Source organism: Archangium violaceum Cb vi76 (genome assembly GCF_000733295.1).
GTDB classification, from domain to species: Bacteria; Myxococcota; Myxococcia; order Myxococcales; family Myxococcaceae; genus Archangium; species Archangium violaceum.
This window is the reverse complement of the sequence record NZ_JPMI01000300.1, coordinates 59088-77223: the sequence shown is the minus strand read 5'-3', so window position 1 is coordinate 77223 and position 18136 is coordinate 59088. Positions and strand designations below refer to the sequence as shown.

Below are 18136 nucleotides of genomic sequence, written 5' to 3'. Positions count from 1 at the left end.
CCCGAAACTCTTCTTTCGAAGAGGTACTTGGCGGAATCTTGATCCGGTAACCAACGGTTTTCTCCGATGGCGTCCCTCCCTCCTTGAGCTCTTCCTTGAACGATGACGTCTGCTGCTCGCTTGCCTTTTTCTGAACCGGAGCGGATTTCCCTTCGGCCCCTTTCGTCGCCTGATTAGTCTTGGCAGTATCGGACCCGCTGTTTGGGGGAATCTGCAGTTCCACGCCAATCGGAGGGCACTTGGAGGCGCCACCGAGCCCGTTGGCCTGACGCAGCGCCTCCACCGTGACATCGTTGCGCTGGGCAATCGCGGGCAGCGTATCGTTCGCGCGGACCTTATCTGTTCGTGGCCGCGTCGGCGCGCGCTGCCTGGACTGACTCTCCTGAGGAATCTGCAACACCTGACCGGGCCTGATGGAATTGAGTCCAAGTTCACTGATACCATTCATCCGGGAGAGCACTTCCTCCGTGATGTTGTGGCGCCGGGCAATCGCGGACAGCGAGTCGCCCGATTGAACCAGGTATTTGATCTTTTTCATGACTCTTCCATCGCCAGAGCAGCAGAATCCTGACCGGCTAGAAGTCTAGACGGCAAGTGCCGATCTCGACCACAGGTTCCGCCCCCTGGCCGCCCTTACACTGGAAGAGTACGATCCGTAATCGGCCGACCGCTGGAGAACGCCACTGAACGCCAGCGTCCAGTCATCTCGGGGGCTTAGAAGGACCCCCCCGAGAGCCGAGCGGCCCTTCAAGGGAGTGCATTGCCGCTTTTCGTTCATCGGACCCGTCTGGATCTACCGACACCTGTCGGGATCTACCGACAAACACATCCATCGATTTAACCGAATGGTTCGCGTCAGTTTATCTGTTTTTCATCGAGCCTCCCCGACCACATACATGAGCACGCTTCGGCAATTCCGCCCGGAGACGATGCCGCGACCGGCACTCCACGCTCATGTACGACCGCGACCTCGACGCCTCTTCCAAGACGCCGCCTGGCCCTCCCGTAGCTCCCCCACCCGCACACCGCGAAGTACCCGCTGTGGAGTTGCTCGAGCCACTGCTCAGCGGACTTGCACACACCGCGGGCCTCGAGCCGAACACCAGCACCACACAGGCCTCTCTCCTGGATGCCTCGCGCCAGTGCGCCGGCCCCCTCTCCGACTCGTGGAGTCCGCTTCTCCAGCACGCGGGGCAGGCGCTCGGGCTCACCCTCTCCTCCCTGCGGCGTTCACCCGAGGACGTCCTTCGCCAAGGCAGCCTTCAGGGACCACTCGGCACTGTGTGCTTTTCGGAACAGGGCGCCTCCTGGCTGCTGATCGCCGAGTGGGCGCCCGAGCGTGTACTCGTGCACTCCAGCTTGCTGTCCCAGGGCCAGTCCTGGATGAGTCGTGAAGAGCTCTCGCGCCTGCTCGCCCCCTGGGCGGCGCAGCCCCTCACCTGGGTGCTCGCCGAGGAGTCCGAGCCCGTCCATACCCTGCGTGCCGTGGAGGCGTCCCCTCATGAGCCCCTCACGCCCTTCGCCCGGCTGCGCGCCCTGGTGCACCTGGAGGCCGCGGATGTGCGGGCCGTGGTCATATACGCGGTGGGCGTGGGCCTCTTCGCCCTCACCACCCCCATCGCCGTCCAATCGCTCGTCAACACCGTGGCCTTCGGCGCCCTGCTCCAGCCGCTGGTGGTGTTGAGCATCCTGCTGCTCGGCGGCCTGGTGTTCGCCGGCGCTCTCCGCGCCATGCAGAATTGGGTGGTGGAGATCCTCCAGCAGCGCGTCTTCATCCGCGTCGTCAGCGATCTCAGCCACCGGCTGCCCCGCGTCCAGGCACGGGCCTTCGACCGCGCCCACGGGCCCGAGATCGTCAACCGCTTCTTCGACGTGGTCGCCGTCCAGAAGGCCAGCTCGACGCTGCTGCTCGAGGGCCTCTCCGTGGTGCTCCAGGCCAGCATCGGCCTGCTGATGCTCGCCTTCTACCACCCGCTGCTGCTGGCCTTCGACTTCTTCCTCCTGCTGGCCCTCGTCGGCATCATCTTCGGTTACGGACGCGCGGCCGCCTCCGCGGGCATCAAGGAGTCCAAGGCCAAGTACGCCGTGGCCGCCTGGCTCCAGGAGCTGGCGCGTCACCCCATCGCCTTCCGCCAGAACGGCGGCACGGCCCACGCCCTGCGGCGCTCCGATGAGCTCGCCCGCGACTACCTCGGCGCCCGGCGCAAGCACTTCAAGTACCTCTTCCGGCAGATCCTCGGGGCGCTCGGCCTCCAGGCAGTGGCCAGCGCGCTGCTGCTCGGGCTCGGTGGCTGGCTCGTCATCAACCGCCAGCTCTCGCTGGGCCAGCTCGTCGCCGCCGAGCTCATCGTCACCGCGGTGGTGGCCGCCATCGCCAAGTTCGGCAAGCACCTGGAGGCCTACTACGATCTGCTCGCGGCCATGGACAAGCTCGGCCAGCTCGTGGACCTGCCCCTCGAGGAGGACACCGGCGAGAGCGTCCCGCCGCGCCCCGGGCCCTCGTCCCTGAAGCTGGAGGGCCTGGAGTTCCACTACCGCGAGGCCGCGCCCGTGCTGCGCGGCGCCAGCCTCGAGGTGCGGGCCGGAGACAAGGTGGCCATCGCCGGCGCCACCGCTGGCGGCAAGAGCACGCTCGTGGATCTGCTCTACGGCCTGCGTGCTCCCTCGAAGGGCCGCATCCTGCTCGATGGCCTCGACATGAGGGATCTCTCGCTCGCCTCGCTGCGCCGCGACGTGGCCATCGTCAAGGCGCCGGAGATCTTCGCTGGCACGCTCGTGGACAACGTCCGCATGGGCCAGCCGGACCTGCCGCTGAGCGAAGTGCGCCGGGCGCTGGAGGCCGTGGGCCTGGGAGAGCTGCTCACCCGGCTCCCCGAGGGCCTCCACACCGAGCTCACCACCGGAGGCCTGCCCCTGTCCTCGGGCCAGGTGGCGCAGCTCCACCTCGCGCGCGCCCTGGTGCCGCGCCCGCGCCTGCTCGTCATCGACGAGGTGCTGGACATGCTCGATTCACGGGCGCGCGACCACGTGCTGAAGACGCTGCTGGCCCCGGACGCTCCCTGGACCCTGCTCCTCATCACCCGCGCCCCCGAGCTGCTCGGCCGCTGCACGCGTGCCTACGAGCTGCTCGACGGACAACTGTGCCCACTCGACTCCGAGCCGCGGGCAGCCACCCACTCCTGAATCCGGACCCGCGACCATGACGATGCCCACTTCCCGTCACAATGGCACCACCGCCGAGCTCCCCGCCATGCGTCTCGTGCGGCACTCGACCCGGATGGCGCGCACGGTGTCCCGGCTCCTGGTGCTCGCCCTGCTGCTCGCCGTGCTCGGGCTGCTGGTGGCCCCCTGGCGGCAGAACGTCACCGGCCAGGGCCGTGTCATCGCCTACGCGCCGCTGGAGCGCCAGCAGTCCATCCAGGCCCCCATCGCCGGGCGCATCACCTCCTGGTCCGTCCAGGAGGGCTCCCGCGTGAAGGAGGGAGACCTGCTCGTCGAGCTGTCCGACAACGACACGGACCTGATGGCCCGTCTGCGGGAGCAGCGCTCCGCCATCGAGGCCCGCATCAGCGCCGCCCAGAGCCAGATGATGGCCTACGAGTCCCGCGTGGATGCCCTGCGCGCCTCGCGCTCGGCGAGCATCGACGCGGCCGGCTCGCGCGTGCGCATGGTGCAGGAGCGCATCCGCGCCGCCGAGCAGTCGCTCGCCGCGGCCGAGGTGGCTCGCGAGACGGCCCGGCTCAACCTGGAGCGCCAGAAGGCCATGCATAACGACGGCCTGACGGCCACCCGCAGCCTGGAGCTGGCCCAGCTCGACTACACCAAGGCGTCCACCGACGCCGAGAGCGCCCGCGCCAGCCTGAACGCCGCCCGCAACGAGCTCGGGGCGCTCAGCTCCGACCGCCAGCGCGTCCAGACGGATGCCGAGGCCCTCATCAACGACGGCCTCGCCAAATACGAGTACGCCAAGTCCGACCTGGCCAAGGAGCGCATCGAGCTGGCGAAGCTGGAGAGCACCATGGCCCGGCAGTCCACCCAGCAGGTGCGGGCGCCTCGCGCCGGAACCATCCTGCGGCTGGTGGCCCGGCAGGGCGCGGAGGTGGTCAAGGCGGGCGATCCCCTCGCCATCCTGGTGCCCGACACCCAGTCCAGCGCCGTGGAGCTCTACGTGCACGGCAACGATGCCCCACTCATCTCCCCGGGCCGTCACGTGCGCCTCCAGTTCGAGGGCTGGCCCGCCGTCCAGTTCGCCGGCTGGCCCTCGGTGGCGGTGGGCACCTTCGGGGGCACCGTGTCCTTCGTCGACGCGGCCGATGACGGGCGCGGCAGGTTCCGCATCGTCGTGGTGCCCGACAAGGGCGAGGAGTGGCCCGCCAACCGCTTCCTCCGCCAGGGCGTGCGCGCCAACGGGTGGATCCTCCTCGACGAGGTCAGCCTCGGCTACGAGATGTGGCGCCAGTTCAACGGCTTCCCCCCTGCCCTCTCCTCGTCCGAGCCGGGCTGGACGGACAAGGAGACGTCCGGCGGCAAGTCGGCGGATGACCAGGGCAAGGACGACGCCTCGGAGACCAAGTCATGAGGCCGCGCCGGACGCACGCCCCCCTCCTGGTCCTGCTGCTGGCGGTGCTGGGCACGGCGCCGCCCGCGCACGCCCGGGGCGAGGCCCCGCTCACCCTCGAGGAGGTGCTCGACTCCGTGCGCCAGCAGCACCCCGGCATGGAGGCCGCGCGCCAGGGCGTGGCCACCGCCGAGGCCGAGCTGCTGTCCGCGCAGGGCGGCTTCGACACGCTCTTGAAGGCCCGGGGCGTGTACGTGCCCTTCAGCTACTACCCCAACGAGCGTCTGGACGCGGTCATCGAGCAGCCCACCCCGTTGGGCGGGACGCGCCTGTTCGCCGGCTACCGCCTGGGACGGGGCAAGTTCGCCCCCTACTACGGCGAGTACGAGACGCTCAGCGGTGGCGAGCTGCGCGCGGGCGTGGAGATCCCCTTGTGGCGCAACCGCTCCATCGACAAGCGCCGGGCGGACATCGCCAAGGCGCGCCTGCGGCTCGACATCGCCGGCTTCACGCTCGCGGGCGAGCAGCTCGGACTGCAACGTGAGGCGGCCTATCATTATTGGGATTGGGTGGCCGCGGGCCAGCAGCTCGCCATCGCCGAGGCCCAGTACTCGCTGGCCGTCACCCGTCACGAGCAGCTCGCCCGCCGGGTGGCCCAGGGAGACATTCCCCAGCTCGAGCACACCGAGAACGAGCGGGCCCTGCTGGAGCGCGAGGCGGAGCGGGTCGCCGCCCGGCGCAAGCTCGATCAGACGGCCCTGAAGCTCTCGCTCTACCTGCGCGACGGCGAAGGCAGGCCGGTGCGTGTGTCCACCTCGCGTCTGCCCGAGAGCCTGCCCATGCCCGACGAGGCCTTCGAGGCCGAGCTGGACGCGTGGCTGCAGAAGGCCCTGCGGCAACGGCCCGAGCTGCGCGAGCTGGCGCTCCAGGGTGAGGTGGTCCAGCTCGACGCGGAGCTGGCCCGCAACCAGACGGCCCCGGCGGTGGATCTCGGCGTCGCCGTGCTCCGCGATTTCGGCAGGGGCCCCGAGAGCCTGCGGCCCACCGAGCTCCAGGCCTCGCTGATGCTCGACATCCCCCTCCAGGCCCGGGGGGCGCGCGGACAGGCGCGGGCCGCCGAGGCGAAGCGGGCCGCGGTGGACGCGAAGGCCCGGTTGGCCCAGGACAAGGTCGTCACCGAGGTGCGTGACACCCTCGCGGCCCTGCGCGCCGCCCAGGAGCGGGTGGGCCTGGCGAAGAGCGCCGCGGACGTGGCGCGCCGCCTGGCCCGGGCCGAGCTGGCGCGCTTCGAGCACGGCGCCACCAGCCTGCTCTTCGTCAACCTGCGCGAGCAGACCGCCGCCGACGCCGAGCTCAAGGAGGTCAAGGCCCTGGTCGACTACCACCGCGCGGTGGTGGATCTCCTCGCCGCCACGGCCGCGCTCGAGCCGGGCAGGCTTGACGCTCCGTAAACGAAGCGACACAGTGCCTTCCTGTCCCATGCGTCCCGCGGCCCCTACGAATCCCTGGTTCCCGACCCGTCAACCCAACCCCAACGCGCGCCTGCGGGTGTTCTGCTTCCCCTTCGCCGGAGGCGGCGCTTCCGTCTACAACGGCTGGGGCGCGGCGCTCCCCGCCGGGGTCGAGCTCGTCTCCGTGCAGCTTCCTGGCCGTGAGCGGCGCATCATGGAGAAGCCCTTCCGGGACATCCCCTCGCTCCTGGACGCGCTGGAGCCGGCGCTGGCTCCTCTGCTGGACAAGCCCTTCGTCTTCTTCGGCTACAGCATGGGCACGCGGGTGGCCCTGGCGCTCACGCAGCGCTGGCAGTCCCGTGGCGCTCCCCTGCCCCTCGGCATGGTGGTGGCCGCCGCCGGCGCTCCCCACCGCGCACGGGAGTCCCGCGACGAGCTCGATGACGCGGCCTTCATCGAGCTGCTCCGCAAGTACGAGGGCACGCCCGCCGAGGTCTTCGCCCACAAAGAGCTGCTGGACATGGTGATGCCGATGCTGCGCGCCGACTTCTCCATCGCCGACTCGGTGCTCCCCGCCCTGCCGGTGCGCTGCCCCATCACCGCCTTCGGCTCGCACACGGACTCACACGTCCCCATGCCGGAGCTCGAGCGCTGGAGCGAGCTGACCACCAGCGACTTCCGCGCGCGCCACTTCCCCGGCACGCACTTCTTCCTGCGCACCGCCCGGGAGCAGTTGCTGGCGGCCCTGCGCGAGGAGCTCGTCCGCTGGTGCCCCGAGGTGGGTCCCTAGCGGGCCGGGACGAGCCACGGCGGCCCATCCCCCGCCAGCGGCACGGTCCGCTGGCAGCGCACCGTCAGTGGCAATCCCCGGGTCCGGCGCACCGCCACCGCCGCCGGGTGCTCCGGTGCCAGCCGCAGCTGCACGAACTGCCACGTCTCCGGGTCGTCCACCAGTCGTGGGTCGAACGAGATGCGCGGCGGCTGTCCGGCCTCCAGGTGGAAGGCGAACTGATCCAACGGCAGGCTCAGCCCCGCGCCCCGGGCCTTGATGTAGGACTCCTTCAAGGTCCAATAGTCGAAGAAGCGCTCGCGCTGACGCTCGGCCGGGAGGGCGCGGAGGGCATGTACCTCGGAGCGGGAGAAGAAGGAGTCCGCCAGCTCCACCGTCTGGCCCGGGCGGCCGGAGTACTCCACGTCGGCGCCCACGTCCGTGTCGAGCGCCACCGCGCACACCGCCATGCCGTCCGTGTGCGAGAGGTTGAAGCGCAGGCGGGGCAGCCCGTCTCCGGTGATTTCGGGACGCCCGTAGGCGTTGACGGCGAAGCGCCAGGCCTCGGGCGGCACCGGCGCGTAGCGCGACAGGGTGACGCGCACCAGCGCATGGGACACGAGGAACTGCAGCTTGTGCTTGTCGAAGCGGAAGCGCGAGTGCCGCTCCCGCTCCTCCGCGTTGATCATCGCGAGGTAGGCGGCGAGCAACCGGGGCTCGGAGACACGCTCCGGCTCCACCACCCACAGGTGGACCTCATCGGGACGAAGGGAGAGGGGCGGCTCGGTCGGGAGGCTCGGCATGGTGGGCAGTCCGATCCCCACCCCTATCGCGTCACGGGCGGACGCGCCAGCCCGGGGAGCGGGCGCGCCGCCTGTCCGCTCACGGACTCGGGACGACGCCGAGCTGCAGCTCGAGGTCGAACGTCAGATCCGGCGACGTCGCCCCCGTCTGCTTCACCACCACGGCGATGGTGTTCTCCCCCGGGACGAACACGCCCGTGGGGAGAGGACCGGAGGCCAGCTCGTTCTCCGTTCCGGCGCTCGCGTACTTGTCGTGGGCCACGCCCTTGTCCACGTTCCGGCCGAACACCTGCGTCCCATTGACGAACACCGCGATGCCATCGTCGAAGAGGACGCGCAGGTTGGCCTGGGTGACGATGCCGTTCACGGTGATCTTCTTTCGGAAGTAGACGCTCGACTGGGAGGGCGTGGTGCGGTTGAGCACGGTGGCCTCGTCACCATCGCCGTAGCCGAGCTGGGCGGCTCCCGAGGGCCAGGCCGTGTCATCGAAGCCCGCGGTGCTCCAGGCGGCGCCGGGATCCACGCCGGTATCCAGGTACTTCCACGTGGAGCGGAACGGGATGGCCATGACACTCACCTGCCGGCTGATGGTGAAGGGCGCGTTGCTCACGTCCGACAGGGGGGTGGTGCCACCCACGCGGGACACGCGCACCAGGGCCTGGCTGGTGTTCAGGTCCGGGACCGTCCAGGCATACAGGCCGGTGTTGGGCACGCCGAAGGCGATGGGCGTCCAGCTCGCGGCGCCATCCGCGGACAGCGCGAGGTCCACGCTGGGCACGTTGCCGGTGCTGGACCAGGTGATGGGCATGGAGGTGCCGGGCTGGAGCACCTCGCCCCCATTGGGCGAGGAGACCACCAGCGTGTCCGGTACCGGCCCGGACAGCTGCGCCACCGCCAGCGAGAGCGCGAAGGTCAAGTCATTCGAGTTGACGGACACCTGCTTCACCATCGCGGTGATCACGTTCTCGCCGATGCGGAACGGGTTGGGAGCCAGCGAGAGCTGGGCACGCTCGTACGCATTCGTCGTCGAGCTGGTGGCGGTGACGCCAAAGGCCGTCCCGTTGCCCATGTTGCGGGAGAACACCTGCACGCCGTTGATCCACACGGCGATGGCATCGTCGTACAGCACCTCGAGGTTCGCCTCGGTGACGATGTTCTCCAGGGTGATCTTCTTGCGGAAGTACACGGTGGGAGAGCCCGGGGTGAGCACCGTGCCCTCGTCATCGTCCCCGTAGCCGAGCTGGCCCGGGCCCGACTTCCAGGCCGAGTCATCGAAGTCCCGGGCGAGCCAGGCGGTGCCCTGATCGACGCCCCGATCGTCGTACTTCCACGTGTCGCTGAAGAGGATCTTCTTCTTGGCGGCCGGCTCCACGACGCCCACCTTGACGATGCGCCCCACCGAGGGCACGCCGCGCCCATCCACGAGGAAGAGCATGTAGTAGCCCGGAGGCGCGGCCAGATTGTTCACGGGCGCGCTCACCTGGAGCCCTCCGCTGGCCTGGGTGAAGGACAGCTTGAGGAAGCGCTGGTGCTGATCGAAGGCGTGGGTCACCGAGCCGAGCGCCAGCATCGTCACCTTGGCCACCCGGGCCGCATCCGCGGTCTGGAGGAGGAATTGCGTCCCCGGGGTGATGACGGCGGGCGTCCCCTGGATGATGGGGCGTGGGCCGTCCTGCTCGAGGTACGGGGGCGAGAAGATCTCCGTGGTGCGGCGGTTGCGGCCACCTCCGGTCAGCACGCGCCCGTCCGGCAGCAGCAGGGCCGCCGAGTGGTAGCCCCGGTAGTCCACGGCGGGGGCCAGCTTCGTCCACGTATTGGTGTCGGGATCGTAGAGCTCGGGCACCTTGACGGGCAGGTCATCGTCATCGAAGTCCTCGCCACTGCTGCCGCCCGTCACCAGCACCTTGCCATCCGGCAGCAGGGTGGCGTTGAGCTGGCGCCGGGGCCAGGCCATGGGGGCGCGTGTCACCCAGGTGGGCGAGGGCTGCGAGAGATCGATCTCCTCCACGGTGGCGGTGGCGGGCGAGCCGCCTCCGATGATGAGCACCTTGGAGCCGATCATCACCGCGGCGCCGTAGCTCCGGCCGTTGTACACGCTGCTCGGGCCGTCGAACCAGGTGCCGGTCCCCTCGGGGTCCAACCAGCGCGAGCGGCGCCAGGGGCCCGCGAAGAACAGCTTGCCATTGGGCGCCAGGAACATGCGCGGGTAGTAGGGCAGATCCTGGATGGCGGTCGTGAGATCGCGCCACCTGCCCGTCTTGGCCTCCCACACCTGCGGCAGCGGGTTGGTGCTGCCCGCCGCGTGGGTCTCGCCCGAGAGCACCACCACGTCACCGTTCTGCAGCGTGGTGTTGGTGGGGTACCACCGGTTGTCGTTCATGTCCTGGGTGCGGCTCCAGGTGAGCGTGAAGGGATCGAAGATGGTCACGTAGGGGTAGCCCACGTGGGACAGCTCGTGCCCGCCCGTCAGCAGCAGGCGCCCATCCGCCAGATAGGAGTGGCCCGAGCAGAAGATGTTGTAGTCGGGCAGGGGGAGGTTCGTGAGCGCGCCGGTCGCGGGATCCCACAGCCGCGGTGGCAGCAGCCCCTCATCGAACTCGCCAAAGAACATCACCTTGCCGGTGGGCAGCAGGTGCGCGTGCGTGAACGAGATGGGAAAGGCCGTCATCGGCGACCACTCCCCCGCCACCTTTGGATCCGCCGCGTCCGCCACCGGCGGCATCACCGCCAGCAACATCGCCGCCAATAACAGACTTCTCCCCCAAGCCCTCAAGGCTGCTCGCCCCATCCGTCCCCTCCCTGCCCCATCCGTGAGGCAGCTCAACCTAGGACCCGCGGGGATGTTGCCAAGTGCCGCTTCGGTCCATACCTCCTGCCCGGCGGATGACAGGCATGGGTGTCCATGTGCCCCGGCCTCCGACATGGAAGGAGGAGCCGGGCATGAAAGACACGCATACAGCCCCAGGGGGCAGTTGTGGGCGGTCTGGCACGGGTCGAGTTTCCAGGCCGCCCCGAAGCACCGCGCCGCCATGCGCGCGATCGGGGCCCAAGGGGGGACAACGGAGCGGGACGAGGCCAGGAGAGAGCGTCAGGAGAGAGTGTGTGGACGCGCCGGGCTCATCCCGGCGCCGGGTTGGGATATGGAACTGTTCCCCGTTCACCTGTTGGTACTGGTGGTGATGATGAACCGGTACGTGCTCGGTCCGCTGCTGCGGCGGGTGCGTGGCCGGTGGGTGGATGCCACGGACGACGGCTACCAGCCGACCGTCACGGTGGTGATTCCCCTCTTCAACGAGGGCAAGGGCATCTTCCACGCGGTGCGCAGCCTGCTGCGCCAGGACTACCCTCACGACAAGCTGAGCATCTGCGTGGTGGACGATTGCTCCACCGATGACAGCCATGCCTGGGCACTCAAGGCCGCCGAGGGCCACCCCAACGTGAAGGTGATGCGCAACCCCCACAACATGGGCAAGCGCAAGGGCATTGCCCGGGCGGTGCGCGAGGCCACGGCGGAGATCATCGTCTCGGTGGACTCGGACGTGGTGGTGCACTCGAGCGCCGTGCGCGAGCTGGTGCGCCGCTTCGTCAGCCCGCGCATCGCCGCGGTGGGTGGCCGCACCTACGTGGCCAACCGTCATCAGAACTGGATGACGCGGATGATCGAGATCAAGTTCTACTTCGCCCAGGAGTGGCTGAAGGATCTGGAGCGGAGCTTCCGCTCGGTGCTGTGCCTGTCCGGGTGCCTCACCGCGTACCGGCGCCACGTGCTGCTGGAGCTGGATCCGATCCTCGAGGCGCGCAACATCGCCGGCGTCCCCATCAAATACGGCGAGGACCGCTTCCTCACGCGGCAGATCGTCAAGGCGGGTTACGAGACGGTGTACACCACGGAGGCGTGGTGCCAGACGGCCGCGCCGGCCACGCTGGCGGGGTATTTCTCCCAACAACTGAGGTGGCGGCGCTCCAACCTGGTGGACATGATCTGTGGACTGAGCCACGCCTGGAGGCTGCACCCGGTGGTGGGTGTCCACTACGTGTCACAGCTGGCGCTGCTGCTCTCCTATCCCGTCATCATCGTCCACAACATCATCAACGGGCAGTTCTGGGGGGTGCTGCTGCTGCACATGCTCGTCATGGGAGCCATGGGGCTCATCTACCGCATCCACAAGAGAGACCTGCCCCCGGAGATGCGGGTGCCGGCGCTCTCCTTCCTGCCCATGGGTCTGCTGATGCCCATCACCTATGCGCTCTTCACTCCGCTGGCGTTGTTCACGCTGGACTCGGGCAGTTGGGAGACACGGGGCAAGCCGAGCACCGCGCCGGGAGTGCCTCCCGCGAGCGCACCGCCTCCGGATGGCACGGCCGACACCATCGCGCCCACCCGCGCGGCGGGAGGGAGTTCGACATCATGAATCAGCGCATCGTCAACAAGCTCAACACGGTCGCGGTCAACGCCTACAAGGCCCTGGGCTCGGTGCTGCTGGCGCTCATCCTGGCGGGGCTCGTCTCGTACCTGGGGGTGCAGATCTTCTTCTTCGTGAACCACTCGTGGCTGACCCCCACGGTGGTGTCTCCGACGGATCCGGAGATCCTCCAGCTCAACGCCCAACTGGCGCAGCAGGCGGCCTCGCGGGACAAGCTGCTGGCCGATCGCCGGGAGCTGGAAGCCCGGATGGAGCAGGCCGAGCGGCTGATGGGCGCGGAGAAGGACTTCCAGGAGCGCTTCCGGGTGGCGCTGGGCAGCGAGCGCACGGCGCGGGCGAAGGCGCTGCGCCGGCTGGCCACGCTGCGCCGGGAGTACCAGGAGGCGGCACGGGAGATCTCCGAGTCCAACCGGGCCTACGCGGGCATGGCGCGCACGCGGACGGAGGCGCTCTACAACGCGCGGATGCTGGAGCGCGAGGAGCGGCTCACGGCCAACCACCAGCTGGCGCAGATGGCGCAGAGCAACCTGTCGCTGGCGGAGGGCTCGGCGGAGCTGCAGACGAAGTGGGAGGCGGTGAAGCGCGAGCTGGACGGCTTCGACGCCTCGCTGGGAGGCAAGAGCACGGGCCTCAACACGGAGGTGTTGTTGCTGGAGCGGGAGTACACGCGCTCGGTGCTGGAGGTGGCGCGGGCGGAGAGCGATCGCCGCCACCTGACGGAGAGCCTGAAGTCGCTGGACGAGGCGGTGGCGCGCTACGACGCGCTGCTCGCGTCCATCCGGAGCTCGCCGTGGCTCGAGGCGATCGAGCGGGGGCTGACGGTGGGCTTCGTGCCGTACGAGAACCTGGAGAACGCGGAGGCGGGGAGCCCGCTGTACCGGTGCGCGCTGAAGCTGGCGTGGTGCCGGGAGGTGGGAGTGGTGGGCCAGGTGCTGCAAGGCGAAGTGACGGTGAAGCACCCGGTGCGCCAGACGATGCTGCGCGGGGTGATGGTGGAGCTGAAGCTGCGGGACGAGCGTTGGGCGCGTGACGAGCTGCTGCTGCTGGGGCGGCCGCCGCTGCTGCTGTAGGGCCGGAGCGAGGAAGGAGACGGGCATGCGGTGGGAGGTTGCATGGAGCGTGCTGGCCGGCCTCGGAGCGGGAGTCGCGGGAGCGCAGGCGCCGGAGGGAGAGGCGCCTGATCCGGGCTACTGCGCCTTCGTGCGCGGAGTGGGCGACGCGGAGTCGGCGGTGCTGCTCGCGCCGGACGTGTTCGCGAGCGTGGGCATGGTGAACGCGGGCGAGGCCGGAGGGAGCGGAGGCGTGCCCCTGGGAAGCCCGACGCCGCGGATCACCGCGGGCGTGGACTATGACTTCGTGGGGCTGTACCGAGGGCTGTCCATCCGCCGCCGGGCGGAGGCGGAGTGCGAGCGGTACCGGGCGCTCTCGGCCCTGCGGGTGGCGGTGAAGCGGGGCACGGACGTGGGCGCCGAGGCCGCGCTGGCCGCCCGGGCGCGGGTCCTGGAGGCCGCCCTGCCCGAGGCCGGGCAACTGCTGGCCTCGCTGCGCGACGAGGTGAAGGAAGGCCGGGCCACGGTCGAGGAGCTCAACGCGTTGCAGCTGCGGCTGGATGGGCTGCGGTCGCTGGCGTACGAGACGGCGAAGGAGCGCGAGCGGCTCGCCACCCTGCCCCGCCCCGCCGAGCGGCCGCTGTCCACGTGGTTGCGGGATTTCCGCGCGGCGGATGATCGGGTGGAAGCGGAGTCCGCGAGCCAGCGGAGCGCATCGGCGTGGAAGGTGCGGCTGCGGGGCGGGTACGACGAGCTGATCAACGTGCAGCAGGACGTGCCGTTCTTCGGGATGCTGACGGTCTCGTACAACCTGGGGAACCTGTGGCAGCCGCCGGCGAACGCGCGGGCGCGGGAGGGCCGCCGGCGCCTGCTCGAGGAGGACGTGGAAGGCGTGAGCCAGGAGGTGACCCAGCTGGTGCGCGAGCTGCGTGCGGGACACTCGGCGGAGGAGGCACGCCTGCGCGAGGTGTCGGTGCTGGTGACGGACCTGGAGGGACAGCTCCGGGAGCTCCAGGCGATGGAGACGGCGAAGGTGCGCCGTTACCGGGACTACCTGGTGCTGGAGCTGGCGCGGCTGAGGGCCGAGCAGGCCTGGCTGAAGACGCACGTGGCGGAGCTGGGCCGTTTCCTGGGAGAGGAGCGGCCATGATGGGCCGGCCGCTCCTGCTCGCCTCGCTGCTGGGGTTGCTCGCACCACCGGCGTCTCCAGGAGGGCCGATGAAGAAGACTCGGGAGGACGGCCCGCTCACCGCGAAGCGGATGAAGGCGACGCAGGGGAAGCTGGAGCCCGTCACGGGGGGACGCCTGCGCATCGAGGACCCGAAGGTGCGGGCGGTGGTGTCCACGGGAGAAGGGCCGAAGACACGGGGACCGAGGGCCACGGGAGGAGAGGAAGCGCGGGTCGCCGAGCTGCGCTTCACCTACCTGGGAGCCACGCAGGAGCAGAAGCCGTTGCAGTCAGGGGAGCTGCGGCGGCAGGTGGGGCTGAAGCTGAGGGCGAGGGACGGCTGCAACGTGGTCTACGTGATGTGGCGCCTGGAGCCGAAGGCGGGCCTGGTGGTGTCGATGAAACACAACCCGGGGATGTCCCGCTCGGACGACTGCGGTAACGGGGGCTACCGGACGGTGAAACCGCGGAGCAAGGAAGCGGTGCCCGGGCTCGAGCCGGGGAGCAGCCACACCCTGCGAGCGGAGCTCCAGGGCGCGGCGCTGAAGGTACAGGTGGACGGGAGCACGGTCTGGGAAGGAGAGCTGCCAGCCGAGGCGCTCACCTTCGATGGACCGGTGGGCCTGCGCACGGACAACGGCCGGTTCGACGTGGAACTGCTCTCCACCCCGTGACCCTCCTCACGGAGCCGGCCTGGGCTCCACCGAGGACTCCCGCGAGCCCTCGTCCTTCTCCACCCCGAGGCACTCGGCCTTCACGGAGCACCCGTTGGTGCCGCAGCTTCCACCGTCCTGCAGATCGAAGCGCCAGCGGTGGCGGGGGCACACGAGGTAACGCCCCTCCTCCACCCACCCCTCGCGCAAATCCGCCCCCTGGTGCGGACAATACCGGTTGACGGCGTAACGCATCCCTCCGGCCGTCACCACGGTGCGCTCCTTGCGCGACTCGGTGGCCAGCGTGGTGTCGCACATGGCGCGCAGATCCTCGATCTCGGCGGCGAGGAAGTTGTGCAGGCTGGCGTCATACACATCGGGCGAGCGCGAGGCCCGGAAGCGGAACGACAGCAGGAAGTCCTCCCAGTTCAGCTTGCGATCCAGCACGCGCACGATGTCCGCCGCGCTCGAGGTGAACGTGTACCGGCTCACGTCCCTCACCTCGCTGACGACCTCCACCCGGCCCGAGCGGAAGTCCACGCGGATGAGCTGCCCGGGCAGCTCGACCAGGCCCATATACAGGGGCGTCATCACCCGGTCCGCCAGCGAGAAGGCATCCAGCTTCTGCTGCATCTCCTCGCGCAGCCGCAGGTGGATGCGGTCCACCTCCTCGAGCATCATGTTGCGCCGCCGCTCACGGAAGACACGCGTCTGGAGCGCGGCGTAGGAGCGCAGGTACTGCGAGACGTTCTCCTCGGTGACGCGCTCGGGTGCGAGCGAGACCATCTCCCCGAGGCCCGCGTCGAGCACGTCCCCGGGCATGGGCTCGAGCAGGCGCGGCGTCTTCCCGGCCAGCCGGTGCTGGAGGAACGTGAAGAGCTCCGAGGCGCGGGGAAAGATGTTCACCGGCTCGAGGTTGATGTGGAAGAGCGACGGATCCAGGAAGCAGGCCGGGCCCGCCGAGGTCAGGTACACCCGGGGCCGGACCGTCTCCATGGCGCGAGCCACCGCCTCGAACTTGCTGCCCCGCTTCTGCCGCGAGTGCTCGGCGTAGTCCTCGCGCGAGTAGTCGTAGCAGGTGGGGTGCCAGATGGCGCCCGAGAACTGGGCCGTGAAGACATCGATGGGCCCCTCCTCCGCGACCACCGCCGGCAGCCGATCGTGAATCTTGCAGTCGTTGAGGTTGAGGAAACACTGCCCATCCGCCTGCACCAGCAGCGCCGAGTCCCGGTTGGTGCCCGAGTCCGTCAGATAGAGCTTCAGGTAGCCGCCCTTGAAGGGCACCTCCTGCGAGTCCTCACAGGTGATGATGCGTTTGGCACCATAGGCCACGAAGTCGTCCCGGAGCGCCGTGCGGCGGAAGCGGCCGATGACGACGGTGAAGTCCCGCTTCGTCAGGGTGCGCAGGAAGTCGGGATCGTAATGATCCTTGTGCTCGTGGCTGATGTAGAGGAAGCGCTCCTTGGGCGAGTGCTCGAGCTTCTCGCGGACCATGGGTGCGAGGTCATGGTTGCGCGGAAATTGCATCCATGCCGCGTCGAAGGCGCCATGAGGAGACAACCATGGGTCGGCGACCACCAGGGCGTGTTGGGTTTCGATCAGGAAGCCAGCATGCCCGAGGAACGTGATCTGCATGGACGAATCCCCCCGCGAGGTCCAGCGCCACGGACGAGGCGCTGGTGGAGGGGGAAGGCTGGTATGGGGGGCCCACTACGGCCACTTGCCCCCGGGTACGAGCCACCGGTTCAACACCGGGCAGAAGTCTCGCGCCGTGCATGGAAAAGGCGCGGGGACGACGGAAATCCCCGCGCCAGACCCATCATGCGAGGTGGGCTCCACCCACCCGACCTATTCGGTGATTTCGCGCACGCTCAGCCACTTGAAGTCCACGTCCGAGGCGCTGTCCCAACGGAAGGTGGCCAGCGGGCCACCCCAGGTGATGGGCATGGCATCCACGGCGCCACCGCAATTCGTTGCATCTCCACCGATCTGGCCGGAGTCCGTGACGTCGTAGACCTTCTTCCACGTCACCTTGTCCGCGTTCTCGTTGAGCCACAGCTCCAGCTTCACCGCGAGCTTCCCGTTGGAGGTGACGTTCTTCATGATGGACTTGAAGCCCACCCAGCGGCCCTTGAGCGAGCTGGTGCCCGGCTTGTAGGGCACGCTGTCATAGCTCACGTGCCAGGACTCCTTCTCCCAACGGACGCGGCCGTCGTAGTGCAGACCGCCCTTGTAGGAGGAGCCCTCGCAAGCCAGCGAGTCGGTGTGGCGGCCGCCGCGCGCGTACCAGGCGAAGTTGTCGCTCCAATTGCTGGCGGCGTTCACCTTGACGAAGCCCGTCATCTCCACGTTCTTCCAGTCGTTGGCGGCCTGCATGTAGCCGCGGCTCGCCAGCACGTCCCGGTCATACGTGGGAATCTTCTTCGAGTCGTAGCCGGTGGACGTGAGCGCGTGCATGCGCACCTGGCTGCTCTTCATCTTCCAGGAGCCATCCGCGTTGCGGGTGATGGAGTCCTGCGGATCGAAGCGCGAGTCCGACAGCGCGTTGTCCTTGAGGAACCACGTCTCGCCGCCCGCCTTCGTCGGGTAGAGCATCTTCACGCCGAAGACGTCGGTGTCCGACGCGGGCGCTGGAGAGGCCTCGGGAGCAGGTGCCGGCTCGGGGGCGGGAGCTGGCGTGGGAACCGGCTCGGGCGTGGGAGCGGGCCCAGGCGTTGGAGTGCTGGGGGTTGGAGTGGGGGCAGGCGTCGCGATCCCCGGGTCCTCCGGCAGGTCTCCACCCATGCCATCACCATTCAAGCTGGGGGGCGTCCGCGAGTCCGGCGCCTGATCCGCCGGACCACAACCCACGGCGGAAGCCACGAAGAAGGACGCGCAAAGGGCGGAAAGAAGTCGATAGCGAATCAACGATGATTCTCCATACAGAGGGGCCGTGAGGCGGGGAGCCCCTGACGGACGGCGACATGCCGCCCCGTCGGGCACTCCCCATCACGGAGACAGGGCGGCGCGGATGACTCCACGCCCGCTCACCGCCTCCTGGGACCGGCCAGGTACTCACGAGCCCGGTGGACATTCAGGTCCAGCCGGTGTTTGGGCTCTGAACAGAAGGCGTCCCCGCATCATCCCGGCCCGAAATGCCGGTGCCATATCCGCCTGTCTGCCCTGGGAACCTGAAAACGGGCGCCCGCCATCCTTCGTTTTTCCCGAAGGATTTCGTCCTGATTACCTATTTGCCGAATGATTGACGGGCCTTTAATTCAG

At 69.1% G+C, this 18136-nt stretch carries 13 protein-coding genes; 8 read left to right on the top strand and 5 right to left on the bottom strand.

Features of this window, described 5'->3' with window-relative positions:
• The coding region (locus Q664_RS56975) for a LysM peptidoglycan-binding domain-containing protein (protein WP_152622644.1) at positions 1 to 538 on the bottom strand (538 nt) is incomplete at its 3' end.
• An 845-nt stretch (positions 539 to 1383) separates the two neighbouring features.
• Between Q664_RS56975 and Q664_RS41615 the strand changes: the two genes are divergently transcribed.
• Genes Q664_RS41615 through Q664_RS41600 form a run of 4 tightly spaced genes read left to right on the top strand, consistent with a single transcriptional unit; the run spans position 1384 to position 6799 of the window.
• A complete protein-coding gene (locus Q664_RS41615) occupies positions 1384 to 3183 on the top strand; it encodes a peptidase domain-containing ABC transporter (protein WP_160174616.1) in 1800 nt (599 codons plus the stop codon).
• Between the two features lie 16 nt (positions 3184 to 3199).
• Entirely contained in the window at positions 3200 to 4579 is a 1380-nt protein-coding gene (locus tag Q664_RS41610; protein WP_063934854.1) for an HlyD family secretion protein, read from the top strand.
• Positions 4576 to 6009: a TolC family protein gene (locus tag Q664_RS41605; RefSeq protein ID WP_052519330.1), complete on the top strand. Its 1434-nt coding sequence runs from the start codon at positions 4576 to 4578 to the stop codon at positions 6007 to 6009. The genes Q664_RS41610 and Q664_RS41605 overlap by 4 nt, the downstream gene beginning before the upstream one ends.
• Before the next feature lie 28 nt (positions 6010 to 6037).
• Positions 6038 to 6799 (top strand): thioesterase II family protein, encoded by a 762-nt coding sequence (locus Q664_RS41600; protein ID WP_043409528.1) that lies wholly within the window; start codon positions 6038 to 6040, stop codon positions 6797 to 6799.
• On the opposite strand, the gene Q664_RS41595 is transcribed toward Q664_RS41600, so the two are convergent.
• Together Q664_RS41595 and Q664_RS41590 are read right to left on the bottom strand one after the other, a co-directional pair.
• The gene (locus Q664_RS41595) at positions 6796 to 7581 is read right to left on the bottom strand and encodes a 4'-phosphopantetheinyl transferase family protein (protein WP_043409566.1); all 786 of its coding nucleotides are present in this window, start codon (positions 7579 to 7581) and stop codon (positions 6796 to 6798) included. The genes Q664_RS41600 and Q664_RS41595 overlap by 4 nt on opposite strands.
• Positions 7582 to 7660: 79 nt before the next feature.
• The gene (locus Q664_RS41590; RefSeq protein WP_235217082.1) at positions 7661 to 10318 is read right to left on the bottom strand and encodes a galactose oxidase-like domain-containing protein; all 2658 of its coding nucleotides are present in this window, start codon (positions 10316 to 10318) and stop codon (positions 7661 to 7663) included.
• Positions 10319 to 10721: 403 nt separating this feature from the next.
• Between Q664_RS41590 and Q664_RS41585 the strand changes: the two genes are divergently transcribed.
• Genes Q664_RS41585 through Q664_RS41570 form a run of 4 tightly spaced genes read left to right on the top strand, consistent with a single transcriptional unit; the run spans position 10722 to position 14896 of the window.
• Positions 10722 to 11993 (top strand): glycosyltransferase family 2 protein, encoded by a 1272-nt coding sequence (locus tag Q664_RS41585; RefSeq protein ID WP_043409526.1) that lies wholly within the window; start codon positions 10722 to 10724, stop codon positions 11991 to 11993.
• The gene (locus Q664_RS41580) at positions 11990 to 13075 is read left to right on the top strand and encodes a hypothetical protein (RefSeq protein ID WP_043409524.1); all 1086 of its coding nucleotides are present in this window, start codon (positions 11990 to 11992) and stop codon (positions 13073 to 13075) included. The genes Q664_RS41585 and Q664_RS41580 overlap by 4 nt, the downstream gene beginning before the upstream one ends.
• 25 nt (positions 13076 to 13100) lie before the next feature.
• Positions 13101 to 14204, top strand: a complete 1104-nt coding sequence (locus Q664_RS41575; protein ID WP_052519329.1) for a coiled-coil domain-containing protein — start codon at positions 13101 to 13103, stop codon at positions 14202 to 14204.
• Entirely contained in the window at positions 14201 to 14896 is a 696-nt protein-coding gene (locus Q664_RS41570; RefSeq protein ID WP_043409522.1) for a hypothetical protein, read from the top strand. Before Q664_RS41575 ends, Q664_RS41570 begins: the two co-directional genes overlap by 4 nt.
• Positions 14897 to 14902: 6 nt before the next feature.
• On the opposite strand, the gene Q664_RS41565 is transcribed toward Q664_RS41570, so the two are convergent.
• Both Q664_RS41565 and Q664_RS41560 read right to left on the bottom strand, forming a co-directional pair.
• On the bottom strand, positions 14903 to 16510 hold the full coding sequence (locus tag Q664_RS41565; RefSeq protein WP_043409519.1) for a Rieske 2Fe-2S domain-containing protein: 1608 nt from the start codon (positions 16508 to 16510) through the stop codon (positions 14903 to 14905).
• Between the two features lie 213 nt (positions 16511 to 16723).
• Positions 16724 to 17782, bottom strand: a complete 1059-nt coding sequence (locus Q664_RS41560) for a hypothetical protein (RefSeq protein WP_043409516.1) — start codon at positions 17780 to 17782, stop codon at positions 16724 to 16726.
• Between the last annotated feature and the right edge of the window lie 354 nt (positions 17783 to 18136).

What these genes read in the sequence shown, in the direction of transcription:
- Q664_RS41600 (WP_043409528.1), top strand. Translation starts at nt 6,038, where the DNA reads ATGCGTCCCGCGGCCCCTACGAATCCCTGGTTCCCGACCCGTCAACCC.
- Q664_RS41570 (WP_043409522.1), top strand. Translation starts at nt 14,201, where the DNA reads ATGATGGGCCGGCCGCTCCTGCTCGCCTCGCTGCTGGGGTTGCTCGCA.
- Q664_RS41580 (WP_043409524.1), top strand. Translation starts at nt 11,990, where the DNA reads ATGAATCAGCGCATCGTCAACAAGCTCAACACGGTCGCGGTCAACGCC.
- Q664_RS41590 (WP_235217082.1), bottom strand. Translation starts at nt 10,318, where the DNA reads ATGTTGCTGGCGGTGATGCCGCCGGTGGCGGACGCGGCGGATCCAAAG.
- Q664_RS41585 (WP_043409526.1), top strand. Translation starts at nt 10,722, where the DNA reads ATGGAACTGTTCCCCGTTCACCTGTTGGTACTGGTGGTGATGATGAAC.
- Q664_RS41575 (WP_052519329.1), top strand. Translation starts at nt 13,101, where the DNA reads ATGCGGTGGGAGGTTGCATGGAGCGTGCTGGCCGGCCTCGGAGCGGGA.
- Q664_RS41605 (WP_052519330.1), top strand. Translation starts at nt 4,576, where the DNA reads ATGAGGCCGCGCCGGACGCACGCCCCCCTCCTGGTCCTGCTGCTGGCG.
- Q664_RS41565 (WP_043409519.1), bottom strand. Translation starts at nt 16,510, where the DNA reads ATGCAGATCACGTTCCTCGGGCATGCTGGCTTCCTGATCGAAACCCAA.
- Q664_RS41610 (WP_063934854.1), top strand. Translation starts at nt 3,200, where the DNA reads ATGACGATGCCCACTTCCCGTCACAATGGCACCACCGCCGAGCTCCCC.
- Q664_RS41595 (WP_043409566.1), bottom strand. Translation starts at nt 7,581, where the DNA reads ATGCCGAGCCTCCCGACCGAGCCGCCCCTCTCCCTTCGTCCCGATGAG.
- Q664_RS41615 (WP_160174616.1), top strand. Translation starts at nt 1,384, where the DNA reads ATGAGTCGTGAAGAGCTCTCGCGCCTGCTCGCCCCCTGGGCGGCGCAG.